General features: G+C 63.2%; 17 protein-coding genes. 8 read left to right on the top strand and 9 right to left on the bottom strand.

Annotation, left to right across the window (positions count from 1 at the left end; translation table 11 throughout):
- Positions 1-123: 123 nt before the first annotated feature.
- From CF161_RS32875 to CF161_RS21380, 4 genes are all read right to left on the bottom strand, one after another.
- Complete coding sequence (locus CF161_RS32875) at positions 124-651, bottom strand: DUF5991 domain-containing protein (protein WP_156882710.1); 528 nt, start codon at positions 649-651, stop codon at positions 124-126.
- Positions 648-3,293 (bottom strand): hypothetical protein, encoded by a 2,646-nt coding sequence (locus CF161_RS31820; RefSeq protein WP_020298695.1) that lies wholly within the window; start codon positions 3,291-3,293, stop codon positions 648-650. The genes CF161_RS32875 and CF161_RS31820 overlap by 4 nt, the downstream gene beginning before the upstream one ends.
- 15 nt (positions 3,294-3,308) lie before the next feature.
- Positions 3,309-5,396, bottom strand: coding sequence for a type VI secretion system Vgr family protein (locus tag CF161_RS21385; RefSeq protein ID WP_020298694.1), 2,088 nt, complete (start codon positions 5,394-5,396; stop codon positions 3,309-3,311).
- 99 nt (positions 5,397-5,495) lie between these two features.
- Positions 5,496-6,014: an Hcp family type VI secretion system effector gene (locus CF161_RS21380; protein ID WP_020298693.1), complete on the bottom strand. Its 519-nt coding sequence runs from the start codon at positions 6,012-6,014 to the stop codon at positions 5,496-5,498.
- Positions 6,015-6,546: 532 nt separating this feature from the next.
- Between CF161_RS21380 and CF161_RS21375 the strand changes: the two genes are divergently transcribed.
- Positions 6,547-7,050 carry a GNAT family N-acetyltransferase gene (locus tag CF161_RS21375; RefSeq protein ID WP_020298692.1) on the top strand — a complete coding sequence of 168 codons (504 nt, stop codon included), beginning with the start codon at positions 6,547-6,549 and terminating at the stop codon, positions 7,048-7,050.
- 35 nt (positions 7,051-7,085) lie between these two features.
- Complete coding sequence (locus CF161_RS21370; protein WP_020298691.1) at positions 7,086-7,706, top strand: hypothetical protein; 621 nt, start codon at positions 7,086-7,088, stop codon at positions 7,704-7,706.
- Between the two features lie 22 nt (positions 7,707-7,728).
- Here the strand turns inward: CF161_RS21370 and CF161_RS21365 are convergent, their stop codons facing one another.
- Both CF161_RS21365 and CF161_RS21360 read right to left on the bottom strand, forming a co-directional pair.
- Positions 7,729-8,727 (bottom strand): NAD(P)H-quinone oxidoreductase, encoded by a 999-nt coding sequence (locus CF161_RS21365; RefSeq protein WP_020298690.1) that lies wholly within the window; start codon positions 8,725-8,727, stop codon positions 7,729-7,731.
- 57 nt (positions 8,728-8,784) lie between these two features.
- Positions 8,785-10,005, bottom strand: coding sequence for a YbfB/YjiJ family MFS transporter (locus CF161_RS21360; RefSeq protein WP_020298689.1), 1,221 nt, complete (start codon positions 10,003-10,005; stop codon positions 8,785-8,787).
- 127 nt (positions 10,006-10,132) lie between these two features.
- Between CF161_RS21360 and CF161_RS21355 the strand changes: the two genes are divergently transcribed.
- The 6 genes from CF161_RS21355 (at position 10,133) to CF161_RS21330 (ending at position 16,856) form a co-directional block, all read left to right on the top strand.
- Positions 10,133-11,008 carry a LysR family transcriptional regulator gene (locus CF161_RS21355; RefSeq protein WP_020298688.1) on the top strand — a complete coding sequence of 292 codons (876 nt, stop codon included), beginning with the start codon at positions 10,133-10,135 and terminating at the stop codon, positions 11,006-11,008.
- A gap of 115 nt (positions 11,009-11,123) precedes the next feature.
- The gene (locus CF161_RS21350) at positions 11,124-12,107 is read left to right on the top strand and encodes an MBL fold metallo-hydrolase (protein ID WP_020298687.1); all 984 of its coding nucleotides are present in this window, start codon (positions 11,124-11,126) and stop codon (positions 12,105-12,107) included.
- 232 nt (positions 12,108-12,339) lie between these two features.
- The gene (locus CF161_RS21345) at positions 12,340-13,344 is read left to right on the top strand and encodes a sugar ABC transporter substrate-binding protein (protein WP_020298686.1); all 1,005 of its coding nucleotides are present in this window, start codon (positions 12,340-12,342) and stop codon (positions 13,342-13,344) included.
- Complete coding sequence (locus tag CF161_RS21340; RefSeq protein ID WP_020298685.1) at positions 13,341-14,894, top strand: sugar ABC transporter ATP-binding protein; 1,554 nt, start codon at positions 13,341-13,343, stop codon at positions 14,892-14,894. Before CF161_RS21345 ends, CF161_RS21340 begins: the two co-directional genes overlap by 4 nt.
- The gene (locus CF161_RS21335; protein ID WP_020298684.1) at positions 14,881-15,885 is read left to right on the top strand and encodes an ABC transporter permease; all 1,005 of its coding nucleotides are present in this window, start codon (positions 14,881-14,883) and stop codon (positions 15,883-15,885) included. The genes CF161_RS21340 and CF161_RS21335 overlap by 14 nt, the downstream gene beginning before the upstream one ends.
- Complete coding sequence (locus tag CF161_RS21330; protein WP_020298683.1) at positions 15,882-16,856, top strand: ABC transporter permease; 975 nt, start codon at positions 15,882-15,884, stop codon at positions 16,854-16,856. Before CF161_RS21335 ends, CF161_RS21330 begins: the two co-directional genes overlap by 4 nt.
- Positions 16,857-16,899: 43 nt before the next feature.
- Here CF161_RS21330 and yghX read toward each other — a convergent pair whose 3' ends face one another.
- From yghX to CF161_RS21315, 3 genes are all read right to left on the bottom strand, one after another.
- Positions 16,900-17,787: a YghX family hydrolase gene (gene yghX, locus CF161_RS21325; protein WP_020298682.1), complete on the bottom strand. Its 888-nt coding sequence runs from the start codon at positions 17,785-17,787 to the stop codon at positions 16,900-16,902.
- 166 nt (positions 17,788-17,953) lie between these two features.
- The gene (locus CF161_RS21320) at positions 17,954-20,353 is read right to left on the bottom strand and encodes a TonB-dependent siderophore receptor (protein WP_020298681.1); all 2,400 of its coding nucleotides are present in this window, start codon (positions 20,351-20,353) and stop codon (positions 17,954-17,956) included.
- A 77-nt stretch (positions 20,354-20,430) separates the two neighbouring features.
- Positions 20,431-21,092: FecR family protein (locus CF161_RS21315; RefSeq protein ID WP_020298680.1), on the bottom strand; the 662-nt coding region annotated here is incomplete at its 5' end.

The following is a 21,092-nucleotide window of genomic DNA, read 5'->3' as shown; positions in this document are numbered from 1 at the left end:
ATATCTTGATGATGCTCTTAAAATCTAGGAAAGGGACTCGTAGAAGGTGGCTTTTACTAGTCATATAATATCTTATAAAAATGTCTTTTTAGGTTTGTAGTTGCTCAGGTCCCATGTGGCGTGTTATTGGCTAAAATCAGCTTTATTGAATGGGGCGGTTGTTCGGGTTTGTAATTTTATAAAGTATGGTTTTTTATTATCGGTGCTAAAAGGGTTGAAGCCTACTCCCCATACTGCTCTTATTTGATGGTGTTCATTTTTCAGGGTAACGAGCCTTTCATTTTCGGAATATTGATTTATGCCGTATTCATTTTCAACCGTTCCACTGGAAAACCTAAAAAAATCTATATTTATTTCGTTTTTTCTCTCGCCAATTGATGCTGTACAAATGATGTCTTTGTTTGTTTGGAAACCATTCCAGGTGATTCTGCAGTTGCCGTCATTTGAAATGGAAAGCTTTATTTCAGTTATAACTGATTGCTTCCCATCGTAAAAACTCTCCTTGTAGAGGTATTCGCCTCTCCAGTTAGATAGGGAGGCACCGTCTCCGAAAGCTGACGATGTCGTTAAGAGGGCTAATAGGAGCGGTCTTGGCGAGAATATCGAGCGAACAAAGTGTTTAAGCAGTAAGCGGTTAACTAAAAATTTCATCCGAAATACCCCGGGCTCATTCCCTTGTTATATTTTTCGCGTACTTTTACCGCAGCTTCACGTTTGGTGATAAATCCATCATTGTCTTCATCTAGTCCGCTGTTTTGTGAATATATCTTGGTTATTATTTTGTTTCCTTTGCTGTCAAGTTTTTCCTTGTTGTTGTTATCCTTGGCATATTTTTCTGCAATAGTATAGGTGTCTGGCTTTCCTACCGCTCTCTGATAGAAAATATGCATGTATACGTCTTCTATGTTGTTCATATTTACTTTGCTTGGCAAAAAAAACAAATAGACATAGTCCAGTTGATCCACTGGTGATAGCCTGGAGAGCTTATCTGTTGTTGTTCCAAGACTTGCAGCTGTGCTTGGCATAAATTGTATTAAGCCTGTGGCCCCGCTACCCGCGGCATTTTTTATGTCGGCCCTGAAAGTTTCGCCGGTTTCAAATGCCATGCAAGACATTAAATAGTCAGGGTTTAGGTTCAGTTGCTCAGATATTTCTATTACCTTTTTCTTGAATTCTAATGTTACCTTTTTTCCCCAAGCAACTAATTGCGCCTCACATGCGAAATTGCTGATGAATGACACTGGATGAATATGAAAAATAGAATCTTCTTTTGGAAACCTGGCTATCTTCCCCGACACCTCATCCCACCAAACCAACTCCCCCATGCGCTGCTTTTCACTTTCCCAAGCATCCCTATTTGACGGAAGAATCTCGGCATCATAGTGCACCCAAGCCTGAGGGGCGGCTTTCCACTCGGTGGGGTAGCGCAGGATGATTCGGGACAACCGTTGCAGCGTGCTGCGGCTGCGTTGTGCGGCTTGCAGTTCGCCCAAGGTCAGGGCGCCATCGGGGTGGCTGTCGAGGGTGTCAAAAACTTCCTGCAGGGGGGTATCCAACTGGTTTTTCTGCAGCGCTTTTTCACCACGTTGGAAGGCTGTCATCTCTGCCAGGGTCAGGAAGTAGCTGCCGTAGGCTGGCGTCTGGGACTCGGATTCGATGACGGTGAAGTCCACCCATTCGTGAGGCGAATGCAAGCTGATGCCGGGGTGGTTTTCTTCTCCGAGCCAGCCGGTGGCGGAGGTTGTGGCGTCTTTCAATTGCACCTGCCACCAGCGTTTTCCCGCTTCATCCAGGGCACAGCCGATGGGCTCGCTGGCAGGGTCTGGCGTGGCGGGGCGTGCCTGTTCCAGGGTGGAAATGGCGAAGTGCTGGGCAAAGGCACCGTTTTTGTGGCCGTTTGCGGCAAAGGTCAGGGGGTAGCTGTTCCAGCCCTGCGCCACGTCCGCCAGCAGCAGTTTCTGCTTGCCCAGGGCATGCAGGCCGCGATAGCTGTTCTTGGCGATCCAGATCGATGTCTGGTCGCTGGCATCGACAAAGATGCCGCGATAGCGTGTGGCGCCGGCTTGGCCAGCGGTTCCACGCCTTGCCTCGGCAATGAGGTCGGCAGCGGTATAGGCGCCGGTGTTGGTGTGGCGGTACAGCTTGGCTTCCCGTGCCCCGGTGGGCAGCTTCGCCGTGCGATCGATCCATTGCAGGGTGGCTGCGGGCTTGACGTTGACATAGACCGCGTCGTCCGGCGGGACGCTCTCCAGTTCGATGACCGTGCCTGCACTGAGCAGGCCAGATTGGGCGGGTGCCAGTATGGCGTTGTGTAGCTGGGCGCTGGGTGCCATCCGCAGTAGGGTTTTTTGCTCCGATTTGGCCGATTTCGCGGCGGTTCTGCTCTTTTGCAGATAGGCCGGCAAGTCAGGGCCGACGATGATTTCGTGGTGCAGCATGGGTCGGGAAGAGCCGGGGTCAGCTATTCGTTGATACTCACCGAGGTGCCCAAGCAGCGCTCCCGCTTTGACTTTAAGCGGGGGATTGGGGAAGACGACTTCGTCAAAGGCATCCGGCACCTGACCGTGCGCTGTCAGATTGTTGAGAAACACCCAGCCGTTAACGGCTGCGCTGGTTTCCGGCGCGGCATCGCCTGTTTTTGCTGGAGCCATGTCTCCTTCGATCAGCGCCTGGATCTGCAGCCACTTCTTGTCACGGATCTCTCTGCCAATGATTCTGGCCCCGTGCGGGAGAATGCCGAGGATGGGTGTGGTGCCGGCTGACGGTTTGGCGCGCACCCGCAGTCCGGTCATTCTGGTTGCTGCAGAACCCGCGGTTGCGTCTTGCTTGTCATCGGCCTGTTCCGAGACGCGGTAGACCTTGGCCGTCCAGTAAGGCAGGCGCTTGGTCTGCGCGCCCAGGCGCTCATATTCCTCAAAGGACCGCAGGTGCATGGCCAGGCAGAAGTAGGTCAGCGTGTTGCCAGCGGGGTACTCGAGTGAGTGTCGGGTCAGCACGAAGCCCGAACTGTAGCGCACCTTGTCCGCCATGGGCGGTGTCGCCCGGCCACGCACGTCGAGGTAACGGCGGTTGACCCTGTAAGCCACTACTTCGCCTTTGGCAATGGCGCCTATTCCGTCGCCGAGGGCCAAGGTGTTGGCCATGGCGGACTCGTAGTGAATGCCGCAATGCACGCCCGACGGGCCCAGCGGGTAGTAGCCGCTCGAGGCCATGGTGAGGGCGTCGTAGTAGACGTCGGCGTTGCGTACCTCTTTGCCTGCCTGGTCCTTGAACGGAAACTTGAATGTGGCCATGGCTGCTGCGTTTCCTTAGGCATCGCCGGAGAAAGAGGGGAGGAAAGAAGCGTCCGCTTCTTCACCTGTTGCCACGTCGCTCAACAACGACATCGAGTTGCCCTTGCCACCCCCCTGTTGAGTCATCGGGCCTTTGATGTTGATGGCAACGCCATCCAGGGTGATGCCGCCATCGTGCAAGGTGATGGTGCCGCCGGGGCCGCGCAGACGGACGATTTCCCCGGCCTGCAGGTCGATCACCTGCGAGCGATGTCGAATCGCCTGACCCGCTTGTAGTTCGGACCGACCTTCCACGCTGTGTTGCTGATGGCCGCCGATGCTGACCCAGTGATTGGCGGTGGTCTTGTCGCGGCGGTGGTTGCCGACTTCTTCGGTGCGGTCTTTGCCGGTGCGGATGCTGTGGTTGCGGCCGATGGTCAGGGAGTCGTCCTGGCCGATGTCGTGGCGACGGTCCTGGCCGATGTTCACTTGTTCGTGGTTGCCGACTGTTTCCTTGCGGTCGTGGCCGATAGAAACGCTTTCATCGTGCTCGACCTGTTCGCTGCGGTCGTGACCCACGAAAGTCGTCTCGTCGTGGTTGATATGGATGTTCTGGTCTTTCTGCGCGTGGACGTAGATTTCCTCCTGGTCCTTTTCATCCTCGAAACGCAGTTCGTTGAAGCCTTCGCCCTTGTGGGTTTTGCTCTTGATCGTCATCCGGGTTTTGTGCCGGGGGAGTTCGTAGGGCGGCAGTTGCAAGCGGTTATAAGTGCGGCCGGTGATGATCGGCTGGTCCGGGTCGCCGTCAAAATGGTCCACGATGACTTCCTGACCGATACGCGGAATGGCCATATGGCCCCAGGTAGTGCCGGAGATATTTTGCGAGACGCGGATCCAGCAGGAGCTGTATTCGTCCTGCTTGCCCTCGCGATCCCAGGGGAATTGCACCTTCACCCGACCGTATTCGTCGGTATAGATTTCTTCCCCTGGTGGCCCGACCACCAGCGCATTTTGCGGCCCGTCGATCAGTGGTTTAGGCAGCGGTTCGGCGCGCCATTCGGCGTCGTCCGGCACCAATTCGGCTTGGTAACTGTAGTGGGTTCCGAGTTGCGCCTCGGCGCTTTCTTCAGCCTGGCTGGTGTGCTGTTTGCCATGGTGAACGATGCTGATCGGACGCCAGCCACGGTTCATGTCGTCGCGTGGGTGGCCCGTGAGAGTGAAGGAAATTCCAGGTTGTAGACGCGGATCATCGCCCTCGACCAGGGCCATGCGTGCATCACGCCGATGACCACGCAGACGGTTCTCGGCGAAGGGCTTGCCGGCCTCGTCGAACTTGGCCCGAGCCGGATAATCGTAACGCTCGTACTGGCGGCCTTGGTGATCAAGATCGACGCCATCACGGCTGTGCTGGTGGCTGTAGCGGGGATGGAGGAAGGTGTAATCGCGCTGGGTCTGGCGTGCCGTGCGCACGTTTTCGCTGTAGGCAAAACGGCGTAACGCGGGTTGCGGCTGGTCGCCGCCAGGGGTGGGGTTGTATTGCACGGGCTCATCGCCCACCCGACCGTGGATAAACAGTCGATCGCTGTGAACCAGTTGATGACCTTCGGCACTGTGCCGAAAGGAATAAAAGAACCCTTCCTCGCGCATGATGCGCTCGACAAAGTGGTAGTCCGTATCGCCCGCCTGCACGCAGTACTCGCGGGATAAATGCTCGTTAGTGACCCGTTGCTCGTAGTCCTGAGTCAGACCATGGGCCTTGAGCACCGCCTCGGTAATCTGCGGAACGGTAAGAGTCTGGAAGATGCGCCAGTCGGAACTGAGCTTCAACCGCGCCAGACGCGGCTCGACCACGGCTGAATAGCGTGTGCGCCTGAAGCCGCTGTCGTGCTGGACAAAGGAGGACACCGCTCCATGTACGTAACGCACTGGCGTCTCACCATGCCAAAGCGTCAGCAACGCCGGTCGATCCAGCACCTGCCCGAAGTCGATGGCCGGGTTGGCGCTAGTCAGCTCGACGCAAAGATGAAAGGTCTCGGACAACGCTTCATGCAACGTGAACTCAACAACGTCAAAAGACTCGTTACCAATGCTGAACGTAAAACGCAGGTCGGATTGGGTAGGCATGACAGGCTCCGTTGCAACCGGGGCCAATGCCCGGATCATCGATCAGCACCGCGTCGGCACGGCCGGCGCACTGGGCGTCGGTCGTGCCTTTAGCTGGGGTCAGGATTCCTGCGGTTTGCGCCAGTCGTCCGAGGCTTCGGTGCCGGCGATGGCGTGGGTCCAGGTGATCTTGCGGTAGGCCATGGCGACCCTGATCAACTGGGTGTAACCGGCCTTGCTCGGGTCCTGGGCGTGGGGCAGGGCGGCGTTGATGTTGACGATGGTGGCGTCTTCCAGCTTGGTGGTGAAGAAGTGCTCCTGCTTGCCCTCGGTGGAGGTGCGGTACCACTTCACTTCCACTTCCGGGAGCATCTCGCCGGAGGCCAGGGCCTGGTACAGCAGCGGGGTGGCCTTGTTCAGCGGCGCGGTGAAGATAAACGGCTTGTGTACACGCTGGCCGGAGGGCTGGCCGCTTTGTGGGTCGGTCGGGGTGGCGATCAGGTGTTCGATTTCCTGGACCAGGATCTGGTCTTCATGGCCTTCCTGGTAAACGTTGCCGACGGAGTCGGCGGTGAAGGCGCCCTGGGTGATATTGCCCTGGGTCTTGCCCTGGATACTGATGTAGGCGGGAGTAGACATTGGCTGCTTCCTTGTAGGCTGACGAGTAAGGCTTGATGGGCCGTGATGCCATCGCTGATGACCCGAGCCTTATCGCAAACGCTGTGCCAGCCTTTCTTTTTTCTTGTATTTGTCATTTAAAAACAACGGCTTATGATTTTTATTTGGCCGCTTTTGACGGTCTTTAAACTCGCCAAATGGCGCCAGGTGTTTTTATCGCCGGCTTTTCGGGTCTGTTCTGGCTCGAATGTCGACAACCTATTGAAAATAAAGGAATAAAAATCAGGCCAAGAGTGACCCTGCAAGCCAGATATGGCCCGCAGCCAGGTTTATGCTGAATAGGTCAGGGTTATGGCCGCTGGCTCAAGAAGAAATGCGCGCAGCAGCTTTCCTCATTGTTTGCGATGGCGTTGGCGCCCGGTTTTGTAAACAATGGCGGCCCATTCAAGGGGGCGCCCGTCAGCGCCCCTGTCATTTGTCCAGTTACCGAGATATGCATGCCGTCGATTGCCGATACCTGTTTGCCTCGTCGATTCACGCACGAGGCCACGTCATGAGCGATACCACTGTCGAGTTGATCCAGACCGGGCCCGAGCACGCCGAGCTGATCCGCAACCTCTATCAGTTCTATGCCTACGAGTCTTCAGACTGGGAGCAGGAAGACGTGGAGCCGGACGGGCGTTTTTACATCCACGAGGAGCACTTGGCCCGCTACTGGCAAGAGCCGCAGTGGAGCGCCAACTTGCTGCTGGTCGACGGCTATATCGCCGGTTTCCTGTTGATCGAGGGCAGTGAATTACCGGGGTTGAACGCCCTGGAGTTGGCGGACCTGTTTATTCTCAAACGCTACCGGCGCAAGGGCATCGGCCGCGCCCTGGCGACTCAGGTGCTGACCAGTGGCGAGAGCAATTGGCTGGTGCGTTTCTATGACCAGGACGAAGCCTCCCAGGCGTTCTGGCGCGCGGTGCTCGACGACCTGCCGCGTCCGGTGCAAGCCATCGAGCTGGATGACGACCCGCAGTTGGTGAGTTTTCTGGTGACGCGGGCGGTGCATTGAGTGACCGCCACAGGACTCCGGACGGGCGCCTGTCCATGAGCTCATTGCTGGATGACTGGCTCGCCTACCGTCAGGGTCGGGCTGACTTCGACAAGTCGCATTTTCTCGGGCTGTTCAAGGCGCACCCGGAGGATTCGCAGGTGAGCCGAATTCTGTCCGGCTTTCCCCAGGCCCTGGCCATCCAGGAGCGGGTGCGCCAGGTGCTGGCGGCCGGATCCCTGGAGCGCAGCCTGTATCTGTTGCCGACCCCGGGCACCGATCAGGCCCGGCTCAAGGACGCGGCGCTGGCGTGGTGGCACGAGCAGGCGCGTTTCTGCCTGGCCACGGGCGGCCCCTGGCCGGAGCAGCCCGACTGGCAGCCACAGGTGCAGTGCGTCAGTCGTGATGAGCTGTACCCGTTATTGCAGCACGATGTGCCCAATGCCTGGGTGTTCGAGCATATCGCCGATGCGCTGATCGACGACTTGAAGGACGCCGAGGCCCAGGTGCACGCCTTGCTCGAAGCGCTGTATGGCATCGCGGCCGACTATTACCTGGCCTGGTACATCGCCGCGCCGCTGATTGCCCTGGACATCGATTTTTCCCGCTACTTCGAGTTGTGGCGCCAGGGCGGGATCAGTGTGGTCCTCGAGGATCGGCTGCTGGTGGCCGGCTGAGCGGCACCCGCACCGGCGACCTTCAAGCCACCTGCAACACGATCTTGCCGATATGCTCGCCGCCTTCCATGCGTTCGTGGGCCCGGGCCGCCTCGCTGTAGGGATAGACCTTGTCGATCATCGGCAGGCAGCGGCCGGCCGCCAGCGCCGGCCATACGTGCTGCTGCAGGTGCGCGGCGATGGCGGCTTTTTCGGCGCCGGTGCGCGGGCGCAGCAGCGAACCGGTGACCACCGCGCGCTTGCCCATGATCGCCATCAGGTCGATGTCCTTGGCCCGGGCGCCGCCGAGAAAGCCCAGCATCACCAGGCGCCCTTCGAGGGCCAGGGCCGCGACGTTACTGTTGAGGTAGGAGCCGCCCATGATGTCGAGAATCACATTCACCCCCTGGCCCGCGGTTTTTTCTGCGATGACCTGGGCAAAATCCTGCTCGCGGTAGTTGATCGGCTCGGCGCCCAACTGGCGGATCACCGCGCATTTGTCGGCGCTGCCGGCGGTGGCGAAGGCCTCGATGCCCAGCTCCTGGCACAGCATCAGCGCGGTGGTGCCGATGCCGCTGGTGCCACCGTGAATCAGTACCCGCTGGCCCTTGTCGGCGCCGCCGATGCTGAACAGGTTGGCCCACACGGTAAAGAAGGTCTCCGGAATCGCTGCGGCCTGGATCCACGACAGGTCACCGGGGATCGGCAAGGTCTGCCCGGCCGGCACCGCGCAGTACTGGGCGTAACCGCCACCATTGGTCAGGGCGCAGACCCGATCGCCGAGGGCGAACTGGCTGACGCCGGTGCCCAGGGCCACCACTTCACCCGCCACCTCGAGCCCGGGGTTCGGGTTCATTCCGGGTTTCATCGGGTAATGGCCACTGCGCTGCAGCACATCGGGGCGGTTGACGCCGGCGGCGTGCACGCGAATCAGCACGTCACCCGGGCCCGGCGCCGGCAGCGGAACCTCGCGCGGTTGCAGCACGTCGGGGCCGCCGGGTTCGGTGATTTCAATCAGGGTCATGGTCTGGGGCAGGTGCATGTCGATGTCCTTGTGGCAAAGGGTTCAGGGGTGGGACCGCAGTCGGGGCCCGGTGATTCAGTTCAATGCCGGCTCCAGTCGCTCGCGGCGTTGCACCAGGCGCAGCGCCGGTTCCAGCAACAGGGCGATGAGCAGGGCGCCGGCGGCGATGAGAAACAGCAGGGCATGCTGGCCGCCGCTGGCGTTGAAGAGGCTCGAGTAGGCGAAACCGGCGATGGCCTGGAAGGTGGCGAACGACACCGTGGCGCGGCTCCAGGCGATCTGTTGCAGGTGATGCCGGGGGATCAGCTCATGCACCCGGGCCAGGGCCAACGGCACGATGCCCGGCGGAAACGAGCCGAGAATCAGCGCCAGCACCGCCAGCAGGCTGAAGGAACTGGACACCGCCAGCAGGCCCATGGCAATCGCCTGCACCACCAGCACCAGGCGCATGCTCAGCCGGGCGCCCAACTGGTCGGCCAGAAAGCCGTAACTCACCGGGCCGATGATCGCGCCCAGGCCGTACAGGACCCAGATCAGCGCGCCAATGTGCGGCCCGGCGCCCAGGCCGCGAGCCACGTAATCCACCAGGAACACCATGGCCGGCACCAGCCCGGCGGCCATAAAGGCGTATTGAGCGAACAGCAGGTAGACATTCGGGTCGTGGCTGGCCGCGGGCGCCGGGGTTGCGACAGGCGCTGCTGGGGGCTGGTCCGCTGTCGGCCAGGCGAACCAGGTGGCCGCGCTCAACAGCAGCGACAACAGCCCCAGGCCCCACCAGGTTTGTTGCAGGCCCAGGCTCAGCAGCGGTGGCACCAAGGTCCCGGAGCCGGCAATGCCGAGACCGATGCCGAGGAAGATCGCACCGCTGGCCAGGCCCCGACGCGCCGCCGGCACATGGGGCAGCACGGTCGAGGCCACCAGCACCATGATCGCGCCACCGGCAATCCCCGACAGCAGGCGCCAGCCGAAGAACCAGACCACCGACAGCGGAAAACCACAGGCAAAAAACGCCAGGGTTACCGCCAGCATCATCAGGCGCAGGGCGTGGGTGTTGGAGGTGTGCCGGGCCAGGGGCCGGCCGAGCAAGGCACCGAGCAGGTAGCCCACCAGGTTGGCAGCGCCCAAATACACCACATCGCCTGCGGAAAACCACTGGGCCTGGATCAATGCCGGGATCAACGGGGTGTAGGCGAACCGTGCCAGGCCGATGCCGACCAGGCTGGCGCAGAGGCCGGCGAAGATTGGCAGCCAGATGGCCTGGCGCCGGGCGTCCGGGGCAGCAGAGGGGCTGTGCATGACAAAGGTCCTGTGGGTTGATTCAGGCGCCCAGCATAACCACCCTGAACGATGCAATAATGCTGCGATTTCGCGCGGTTGTGATGCGTATATGCATCACGCTTGAGAGCGCATTAGGAGCAAATCAATGAATTGGGATGACGCTCGGGTGTTTCTGGCGGTGTGCCGCGAGTCGACGCTGCGCGGTGCGGCAAGGGTGCTGGGAGTGGATCAGGCCACGGTCGGACGGCGCGTCACGGCCCTGGAAAAATCCCTGAGCGCGACCCTGTTTCTGCGCACCTCCGACGGCTATGCCCTGACCGCAGTGGGGGAAGCGGCGTTGCAGGCGGTGGAGAAAATGGAGCATTCGGCCCTGGAGCTGGAGCGGCAGATCCAGGGCCTGGACGATCGCCTGACCGGCAGTGTGCGGGTCAGCACCACCGACTCTCTGGCCATTGATTTCCTGATCCCGGCGATGGCCCGCCTGCATCAGCGGCACCCCGAGGTGCGGGTGCAACTGGACGCCTCGACGCAGATCCTCAGCCTGGCCAAGCGCGAAGCCGACATCGCGGTGCGCAACACCCGGCCGGATAACCCGGACCTGATCGCCCGGCGCATCGCCCGCTGGCCGGTGGGGCTGTTTGCCTCCCGGGCGTATGTCGAGGCCCACGGCGTGCCCGAGCCGGGTTCGGCGTTCGCCGGGCATGACCTGGTGGTGTATCAACCCTATCTGCAGGGCAACAAGGACCTGACCCTGGTCGCGGAGCCCATGACCGGCGGGCGCATTGTCGCCAGCCTCAGCTCCAGCCTGCTGGTGCGGCGCTCGATTGGTGCCGGTCTCGGCCTGGGGGAGATCCCGGTGCCCATGGGCCAGCGCGACGGCCTGGTGCGGCTATGGCCGGAGCGCAATCGCGCTACGCCCTATGACGTATGGCTGGTGACCCACGCCGACTTGCGCCACACGGCAAGGGTGCGGGCAGTGATCGAAGACATCGTCGCGGTGTTTGGCGAGGCCGGCGGGTAGGGGGCAACAAGTCAGCACATCGCTGCAATTAACTCATTGCCCCAGGGCGCAAGATCGAGGGCATGGGGCGGTCCGAAGGCGGGCTGCCTGTTTCCACTCGATCAAGGGTAACGGCATGAAAAAATCTCTGGTGGGCACGCTCGGCCTGACGCTGGCATTGGCGTCCGGTATCTCCCTGGCCGAGGCCCCGGCCCAGGTCGGCACCCAGGTGCCGGGTTACTTCCGCCTGGCGGTGGGGGATTACGAGGTGACGGCGCTGTTCGACGGCTATAACGACCTGTCGCCGACCTTGCTCAAGGGCCTGAGCCAGAGCAAGATCCGCGCGCTATTGGCCCGGCGCTCCATAGAAACCCCGGGGGTGCAGACCGCGTTCAATGCGTTCCTGATCAACACCGGCAAGCAGTTGATCCTGGTGGACACCGGCGCCGGCCAGTGCATCGGCGCCACCGCCGGCATGCTCTCGGCCAATATCAAGGCTGCCGGCTATGACCCATCCCAGGTCGACAGCATCCTGCTGACCCACCTGCATCTGGATCACGTGTGCGGCCTGGTCGACGCCGGGCAGCAGCCGGTTTTCGCCAAGGCGACGGTGTTCGCGGCCCAGGCCGAGGCCGCCTACTGGCTCGATCCCCAGGCCCTGGCCAAAGCCCCCGAAGGCGCCAAGGCCTACTTCAAGATCGCCCAGGACTCCACCGCGCCTTATGTGGCCGCCGGCCGCTTCAAGACCTTCGCCCCCGGCCAGTCGCCGGTGCCCGGTGTCGACGCCGTGCTGGAACCCGGGCACACCCCGGGCAGCACCACTTACCGCTTCACTTCCCAGGGCCAGAGCATCCTGTTCATGGGCGACCTGGTGCATAACCTGGCGGTGCAGTTCGAGCATCCCGAGGTCTCCATCGGTTTCGACGTCGACGGCCAGCAGGCGATCCAGAGCCGGGCCAAGGTCTTCAGTGCCGCCGCCGCGAGCAAGACCTGGGTCAGCGCGGCGCACCTGCCGTTCCCCGGCATCGGCCACATCACCGCCCAGGGCAAGCAGTTCCAGTGGGTGCCGGTGGAATACGGTCCTTACCGGCGTGCAGCCAAGGTGCCGCTGATCGAGTAGGGCGCGCAGCTCCCCGGGGCAACTGTTGGCCTGGCAACAGCGATTCGGCAATTTGCCCGTCCACGCCCCGTGCCTGCCGCCACGGGGTGTTGATTATCGGTAGCGCGAGCCCGGCGCAGAGCGGCCGCTGCCGTGGCCTGGGGGCGCAGCAACAACGACTGCCAGGGTTTGGGCATGGCCTGTGCAATGGCTTGCCGAGGATCATTCCCCCGCAATCATTGGAGCTACCTGGATGCCTGACGCCGTTTCTGTTTTTTCGCGGTCGCGCCTGACTGCCTCATGGCGCCTGCTGGCGTGTGCCCTGGTGGCCGCCAGCCTGGCCACGACCGCCCACGCCGACGACAGCGATGTCCCTTCGCTGGCCGGCAAGCGCATCGCGATCAGCATGACCGGCACCAGTCACTACTTCGACATCAAGGCCTTCCAGGCCCAGGTCGACGAGGTCAAGCGCCTGGGCGGCACGCCGATCACCCTGGACGCCGGGCGCAACGATAAGAACCTGGTCAATCAGTTGCAGACCGTGGTCACGCAAAAGCCCGATGCGGTGATCCAGACCCTCGGCACCCTGAGCGTGATCGACCCCTGGCTCAAGCGCATCAGCAAGGCCGGTATCCCGCTGTTCACCATCGACGCACCGTCGCAGTACAGCCTGAACAACACCACGTCCGACAACGTCGCCACGGGCAAGGCCCTGGCCGAGCAGTTGATCAAGGACGCCTCGGGCCAGGGCAATATCCTGGTGTTCAACGGTTTCTACGGGGTGCCGGTGTGCGCCATCCGCTACGACCAGTTGAAGCTGGCGCTCAAGGATCAGCCGAACCTGAAAATCATCGAGCCCGAGCTGCGGGACGTGATCCCCAACACCGTGCAGGACGCCTATTCGCAAGTCTCGGCGCTGCTCAACAAGTACCCCAAGGGCAGCGTGACCGCGATCTGGTCGGCCTGGGATATTCCGCAGCTGGGCGCGAGCAAGGCCCTGGTGGATGCCGGCCGCACCGAGATCAAGACCTACGGTGTGGACGGTACGCCGGAGGTGCTCGACCTGCTCAAGCGCGAGCATTCGCCGATCGGCGCGGTGGTCGCGCAACAGCCGACGCTGATTGGCAAGACAGCGGTGCAAAACGTGGCCCGCTACCTGGCCGGGCAGCGCGACCTGCCGAAGGAAACCCAGGTCGCGACCCTGCTCACCACTGCCGCCAACCTGCCTGAGGTGCTGCAACTGAGGGGCGATCAGTGACCCCAGCCCTGCACCTGAAGGACCTGTACAAGCGCTTCGGGGCCACCCAGGCCCTGGACGGTGCGAGCCTGCGCGTGGAGCGCGGCACGGTGCATGGGCTGGTAGGGGAAAACGGGGCCGGCAAGTCGACCCTGATCAAGGTCCTGGCCGGCATCCACCGCGCGGACGCCGGCAGCCTGAGCATCGACGGCCACGCCTTGCAGGCGCCGACGCCGCGTCAGGTCGAGGCCCTGGGCGTGCACTTTATTCATCAGGAACGGCTGCTGCCGGCCAGCTTCAGCGTCGGCGAAGCGCTGTTTTTCGGGCATGAAATCCGCCGTGGGCCCTTTGTCGATCGCCGCGCCCAGGAGCGCGAGGCGGCGCGTTTGCTGCGCGATTATTTTGATCTGCAGTTCCCGGCCGGGGCCCTGGTCCGCGACCTCGACAGCGCCCAGCGCCAGGTGCTGCAAATCACCCGAGCCTTGCTCGCCAAGCCGAAAATACTGGTGTTCGACGAGCCCAGCGTGTCCCTGGTCAAGCGTGAGGTGGATCAGTTGCTGGGCATCATCCGTCGCCTGCGCAGCCAGGGCCTGTCGATCCTCTACATCTCCCATTACTTGCAGGAAATCGAAGCGCTGTGCGATCAGGTCACGGTGCTGCGCAACGGCCGCGACGTGGCCGTGGTGGACCCGGCCAGCACCAGCACCGCGCAGATCGCGCGGCTGATGGTCAACCGCGACGTCGCTGACATGTACCCGCGTACCCGTGCGGTGCCGGGCGCTCCGGTGTTGCAGCTCAACCAGCTCGGGGCAGGGCACGCCTATGACGCCATCGACCTCCGGGTGCACCGCGGCGAAGTGCTGGGCTTGACCGGCCTGGTGGGCTCCGGGGCCAAGGAACTGTTGAAAAGCCTGTTCGGCCTGGGCCTCCCCGAGCGCGGCGAAATGCGCCTGCACGGCCAGCCCCTGCGCTTGCAGTCGCCAGCGGATGCGGTGCGCCACGGCATCGCCCTGGTGCCCGAAGAGCGCCGCAGCCATGGGGTGGCGCCGCTGTTGTCGGTGCTGGAAAACATCACCCTGGCCAGCCTCGGCACCTTCAGCCGCTGGGGGCTGCTGGACCGAGGGGCGCAGGCCCGGGAAAGCCGGCGCCTGATCGACGAGTTGGCGATCAAGACCACTGGCCCCGATGCGCCGGTGCAGCAGCTCAGCGGTGGCAATCAACAAAAGGTGGCGCTGGCCAAGTGGCTGAGCCGGCACTCGTCGTTGTACCTGCTGGACGAGCCGAGCGTGGGCATCGATATCGGGGCCAAGGTGGAAATCTACCGCCTGATCGCGCGCCTGGCCGAGAGCGGTGCGGCGGTGCTGGTGCTGTCTTCGGACTTGCCGGAGTTGATTGGCATCAGTCATCGGATCCTGGTGATGCACCGTGGCCGCATCGCCGGCGAATTCGACGCGCGTGCCACCGACAGCGAGCAATTGCTCAGATGTGCCACCGGCTCTGGCGAGCGGCCGGCCCAGGCTCCGGCGCACCTGCCTGTAGTGAAAAAGGAAACTGCCGATGTCCCGTCTTGAAGCCCTTGCCCGACCGGCTGCCGAACCGGCGAACCTCCTGTTGCCCAGGCTGGCGCAGCGCGGTTCGTTGCTGGTGTTCGGCCTGATCCTGCTGGTGTTTGCCTTGACCGCGCCAAACTTTATCAGCGCCGGCAATATCGCCAATGTCTTCGCCCAGTCGGCGATCCTCGGGATTCTTGCCTTTGGCCTGACCTGCGTGGTGATCGGCGGTGGCAATCACGTGGTCTCCGGCGGCCTCGACCTGTCGCTGGCCGCCAACCTGGGGCTGTGCGCGGCGGTCTACAGCAGCCTGAACAATCAAGGCTGCGAGGCCTGGCAGGCGCTGTCCCTGACCTTGGCCTGCGGGGTGCTGGTGGGAGCTTTCAATGGCCTGGCGGTATTGCTGCTGGGCCTGCCGCCGCTGCTCGCGACCCTGGCCAGCATGAACCTGGTGGCCGGCCTGGAACTGGTGCTGACCCAGAACAGCGTGCTGCCCACCGAGTCCGCGCTGCTGGAGTCGCTGGCCTTTGGTGACTGGCTCGGGGTGCCAGCCCTGGCCTGGGTGCTGTTGGCGGTGGCGGCGCTGCTGACCCTGTTGATTCAGCACAGCACCTACGGCCTGCGCCTGTACGCGGTCGGCGAATACCCCGAGGCGGCGCGGGCGGCGGGCCTGGGGCTCAAGCGCTATGTGTTTTCCAGTTACCTGATCGCCGGCGCCTGCGCGGCGGTCGCGGCCCTGTGTTCGGCGGCGTTTTTCAGCGGCAGCACCACCGGTTCGGGCGAGATGCTGCTGTCGGTGGTGGCCATCACCTTCCTCGGTGTGGTGTTTTCCCGGCGCCTGACGGCGAATATTCCCGGGACCCTGCTCGCCACCTTGCTCCTGGGCTTTTTGATCAACGGCTTTCAACTGCTGAACATCTCCAGCTTCTGGGTCAATGGCGTGCAGGGCGTGCTGATTTTGCTGGTGGTGGCGTTTTCCGCCGCCGTGGCCAAGCAGGAGGGCCACCCATGAGCGGCCTGACCCTGAACCCGCGCCCGCGTGCCGTGGCCCTGCTCGAGCGCCTGCTGCCGGCGATCCTGCCGTTGCTGGTGCTGGGCATTGTGCTGTTTTTCGCGTTGAGCGCCCCGGGCTTTCTCAGCGTGGGCAACCTGTCGAGCCTGGTGCTCAATAACTTTGTGTTGCTGGCGGTGGTCGCCATCGGCATGACCTGGGCCGTGGCCGCCGGTGGCATCGACCTGTCGGTGGGCACCGCGCTGGACTTTGCCAGCCTGGGTTTTGTGGTCAGCCTGAATGCCGGGCTTGGCCTGGGCCTGGCGATTCTGGTGGCCCTGGCGGCAGGAGCCGGCGCCGGGCTGTTCAATGCGCTGCTGATTGCCGGGCTGCGGATCACGCCGTTCCTGGCGACCCTGGGCACGCTGTTTATCGGCACCAGCGTCCAGCAGTTGCTGTCGGATGGCGGCCAGCCGATCTACATCGCCAAGGACGTGTTGCCCGGCATCAGCAGCCTGTTGCTGCTGGGCATCCCGCTGCCGCTGTACCTGGTGGCGGCGCTGGCCGGTGGTTATGGGTTGGTGCTGGCACGGGGCAGGCTGGGTCGCGAGATCCAGGCGGTGGGCGCGCAGCCGCAGCTGGCGTATTACTCGGGCCTGTCGCCCCGGCGGATCCTGGCCCGGGTATTTGTCGGCAGCGCGCTGGCCTGCGCGGTGGCGGGGATTCTGCTCAGCTCCACGGTCAATGCCTATGTGCCGATGTCGGGTAATGCCTTTTTGATCAACGCCATCGGCGCGGTGTTCATGGGCACCACCCTCAGCCGCCAGGGCCGGCCGAATGTACTGGGCACCTTGTTGGGGGTGCTGTTTATCAATGTGATTGCCAATGGCTTGCTGCTGATCGGCTGGAACTTCTACTGGCAGCAGGTCGCCACCGGCAGCCTGATATTCCTGGTATTGGCCGCCAGCTTCTACCGCCGCCGCAGCCCGTGATGGTCAGCGCAGCCGCGTGCCTCGGCAGCGGCTGCAGGTGGGATTAGGCGAGATAACGTTTGAACCAGGCCAGGGTTCGCTCCCAGGCCAGGTTGGCGGCGGCTTCGTCGTAGCGCGGCGTGGAGTCGTTGTGAAAGCCATGGTTGACCCCCGGGTAAACGTAGGCCTCATAGGTCTTGCCGCCGGCTTTCAGGGCTTTTTCGTAGGCGGGCCAGCCTTCGTTGATTCCGCTGTCGAGTTCGGCGTAGTGGAGCAGCAGCGGCGCCTTGATCCGCGCCACGTCTTCGGTCTTGGGCTGGCGTCCGTAAAACGGCACGGCGGCCGCCAGCTCGGGGTAGGCCACCGCTGCGGCATTGGCCACGCCGCCGCCATAGCAGAAGCCGGTGATCCCGACTTTGCCGGTACCGGCCGGGTCCTTCATCAGCCACTCGACGGCGGCGAAAAAATCATTCATCAGCTTTTGCGGATCGATCTTGGCTTGCAGTTCGCGGCCCTGGTCGTCATTGCCCGGGTAACCGCCTACCGAACTCAGGCCGTCCGGGGCCAGGGCGATGTAGCCGGCCTTGGCCAGCCGCCGCGCCACATCCTCGATATAGGGGTTGAGGCCACGGTTTTCGTGCACCACCACCACCGTCGGCACCTTGCCGCTGGCCTTGGCCGGGTGCACCCGGTAGGCCCGCACCTGGCCATGGCCCTTGGGCGAGGGGTAGGTGATGTATTGGGCAACGATGTCCGGGTCGGTAAAGGCCACTTGCTCGGCCAGCGCATAGTTGGGGCTCAAGGCGACCAGGGTTGCGCTGGCAGTCATGCCCATCAGGGTAAAGGCCGCTGCCCGGTCGAGAAACTGGCGGCGATTGATCTTGCCGTGGGCGTAGTAGTCGTAGAGTTCCAGCAGTTCGGGGCTGAAGTCTTGCGCAGTCAGGCGTTCCATCGGGGTTTCCTCATGAATCGCCCGCCGGCCCCTGGTTGCCTTCACGCACCAGGGACGACGGGCACAGCGTCGGGTTGACTGAGTAAAGCAGCCTTTGCGCAGACGGCAACGCGACTGCACCCGTCGCGGTGCTGTCGGTATCACCCAGGGCGTTTGGTCCAAGGCCCTACCAGTTGTAACTGATGGCCCCCACCAGGTTGCGCTCGTCGCCGTAACGGCAGGCGTTGGCGCAATACAGGTAGCGTTGGTTGCTGAGGTTTTGCGCGCGGGCGCTCAGTTCCCAGTGCTCATCCAGGGCATAGCTCAGGCGCGCATCGAACAGGGCGTAGGCCGGGATCTTGCGGTCGCTGATGCTGGGCTGGGTGTGAGTGGTGCCGTTGTAGCGCACGCCGCTGCCCAGGGTCATGCGCGGCAGGCCGAGGGCGGTCAGGCGATAGTCGAGCCACAGCGCGGCGGAGTGATAGGGCGTGCCTTCGATGCGCGAGCCTTCGAGCAACGTATCGTTGTCGGCGATGATGTGCGCGTCGGTGTAGGCGTAGGAGGCATTGAGGGCCAGCAGCGGAGTCAACTGGGCCTTGGCTTCCAGTTCGAAACCGGTGCTGCGTTCCTTGCCGGTCTGCTCGTCGAAGTCACTGCCGGGGATCGAGCTCAGGACGTTTTTCTGAGTCAGTTGGTACAGCGCGGCGCTGATCATCAGTTCCTGGCCCGGAGGCTGGTAGCGCAGGCCGATTTCGTACTGTTCGCCCTCGGTGGGCGCGAACGCCTGGCCGGCGCTGTCGGTGCCGGCGGCCGGGAGGAACGACTGGCTGTAGCTGATGTAGGGCGCCACGCCATTGTCCGCCAAGTACACCAGGCCGATGCGGCCGGTGGTCTTGCGGTCGTCGGTGCGGCTGTGGACGCCGTCGCGGAAGGTCCGGGTGTCGTTCTCGGCCCAGTCATGGCGCAGGCCGGCCATCACCACCCAGCGCTCGTCGAACTTGGCCTGTTCCTGCACATACAGGCCCACCTGCTGGCTGTGCAGGTCCGAGCCACGGTCGATGCTGCGGTTGACCTGGGGCAGGTTGCCGAACACCGGGTTGGCCAGGTCCAGGGCCGGGGCGGCGCCGCTGAAACGGTGGCTGTCGTAGGTCTTGCGGTAGTAGTCGACCCCGCTCAATAGCGTGTGCTGCCAGCGTCCGCTGCTGAAGTCCCATTGCAGGCTGCTGTCGCTGGTCCAGCCGGTGGCGATGTCTTCCCGGGAGTTGTAGCTGCGCGACAGGCTCGACAGGTTCGGCCCGCTGACCCGGCTGCTGTTGAGGGTGATGTAGTCGTAGTCACTGCGCGACTCGAAGTAACGCAGGGCGTGACGCACTTGCAGTTGCTCGCCCAGGCGGCGCTCCAGCAGATAGCCGAAGGTCTGCAGGGTGCCATCGTAGTCGTCGAAGCCCGGCTCGCCGGCGAACAGATCGTAGGGCACCTTGTAGCCGGGGGTGGCGCTGTAGGTGGTCAGGTTGTAGTTGATCGGCGGGGTCAGGCTGGTCTGGGTGCGCTGATGGCTGGCGAGCAGGGTCAGGCGGGTGTCTTCGTCGATCTGCCAGGCCAGGGCCGGGGCGATGTACTGCTTGTCGTCGTCGATTCCCGAGTACTGGGTGCCACTGTTGCGATACAGCGCCGTGAGCCGGTAGCTGAAGCGGCCCTCGTCATCGAGGGCACCACTGTGGTCGGTGGCCAGTTGCCGGCGCTGGTGATTGCCGTACTCCAGGTTCAACTGGTGCAGGGGCTCCAGGGTCGGCCGCTTGCTGACGCTGTTGATCAGGCCGCCGGGGGCCAGTTGCCCATAGAGCACCGAAGACGCGCCCTTGAGCACTTCCACCCGTTCCAGGCCATAGGGTTCCTGGCCGCCTTCAAACTGGGTGCTCTGCATTTTCATGCCGTCGCGCAGCACGCTGCCGGTGCGCGGGCCGATATCGAAGCCACGCAGCCGGTAGTCGTCGGCCACCCGGCTGTAGCCATTGGGCTGGCTGACCACGCCGGCGGTGTAGTTGAGGACGTCGGCGAGGCTGTCGTGCTGGCGGGCGGTGAACTCTTCACGGGTGACCACCGAGATCGCCTGGGGGATTTCACTGATCGGGGTGTCGGTCTTGCTCATGGTCGCGCTGCGTTGCGCCACCCGGCTGTGGGCCGGGCCCCAGGCATCCTGGGCGTAGGCCAGGCCGGTGACGTCGATGGTCGACAGTTCCAGCGCGGCGTCGCTGCGCGGTTCGACGCTGAGGCTGCCGCTGGCGGTCACCGCCGGTTGCAGCGGCGAGCCCAGCAGCACCTGCTGCAAGGCCTGTTCGGCGCTGTAGCGGCCCTTCAGGGCTGGGGCATTCAGGCCACGGCTCAGGGGCGCGCTGAGGACGATTCCGCGTCCGCTCAGGCGGGCAATGGCGGTCAGGGTCTGGTCCAGGGGGCCGGCCGGCAGGTCGAAGTCCACTAGGTGCTGGCGGACATCGCTGGTGGGGGCGGGGTCGGCGACGCTGTGCAGGGCGGTCAGGGACAGGGCGAACGCCAGGGGCGTCAGGGTCAAGCGATATGGACGGTGCATGGCAGCGTTCCCGTGGGATGGTCGATGCCAGCTATGTGACGCGAGCAGCCGGATTATTAAGGGGCAGGGAAAAATATTTATCGCAGGCTGACCTGAGTCCACCAGCCCAGGTGTTGCTCGACCTTGATCGGCAGCACCTCCTGCAACGAGCGCAGGGCCTGCTCGCTGTCGTCCAGGGCGAACACCCCCGTCACCCGCAGCGCCGCGGCCGACGGGCTGATGCGCAACCAGCCGCGGTGATAGGCGCGCAAGGCGTCGAGCACCTCGCCCAGGGCTTGATCGTGGACCACCAGTTGCCCGGTTTCCCAGGCATTGGCCGTGGCCTGGCGCGGGTCCAGAGGGCGGATGCCCCGTGGCTCGAGCAGCGCGCCCTGGTCGGCGCCGAGGGTCAGCGAGCGGTGGCCGGGGACCGTGAGTTGCACCCGCGATTCCTGGACCCAGACCTGTGCGTCGCGCTCACTCAGGATCACGCTGAAACGGGTGCCCAGGGCACGCGCCTCGCCGAACGGGGTGCGGATCACCAGTGGCCGGCTCGGGTCCGGTGCCACCTGAATGTTCAGCGCGCCTTCACGCAGAATCAGCGTGCGCTGCTGTGGGCTGAACGCCAGGTCGACCCGGCTTTGCGCATTGAGCAACACCCGGCTGCCGTCCTGCAGCAGGAACGGTCGGCGCTGCGCGGTGCCGGTGGCCAGGTCGTGGCCGACCCCGGGCAGCAGGCCGTGGCGCTGCAACCACCAGC

This window comes from Pseudomonas sp. CF161 (assembly GCF_000416215.1).
Taxonomy (GTDB): domain Bacteria; phylum Pseudomonadota; class Gammaproteobacteria; order Pseudomonadales; family Pseudomonadaceae; genus Aquipseudomonas.
The sequence above is the reverse complement of the archived record's forward strand: the minus strand, read 5'-3'. Positions and strand labels throughout refer to the sequence as shown.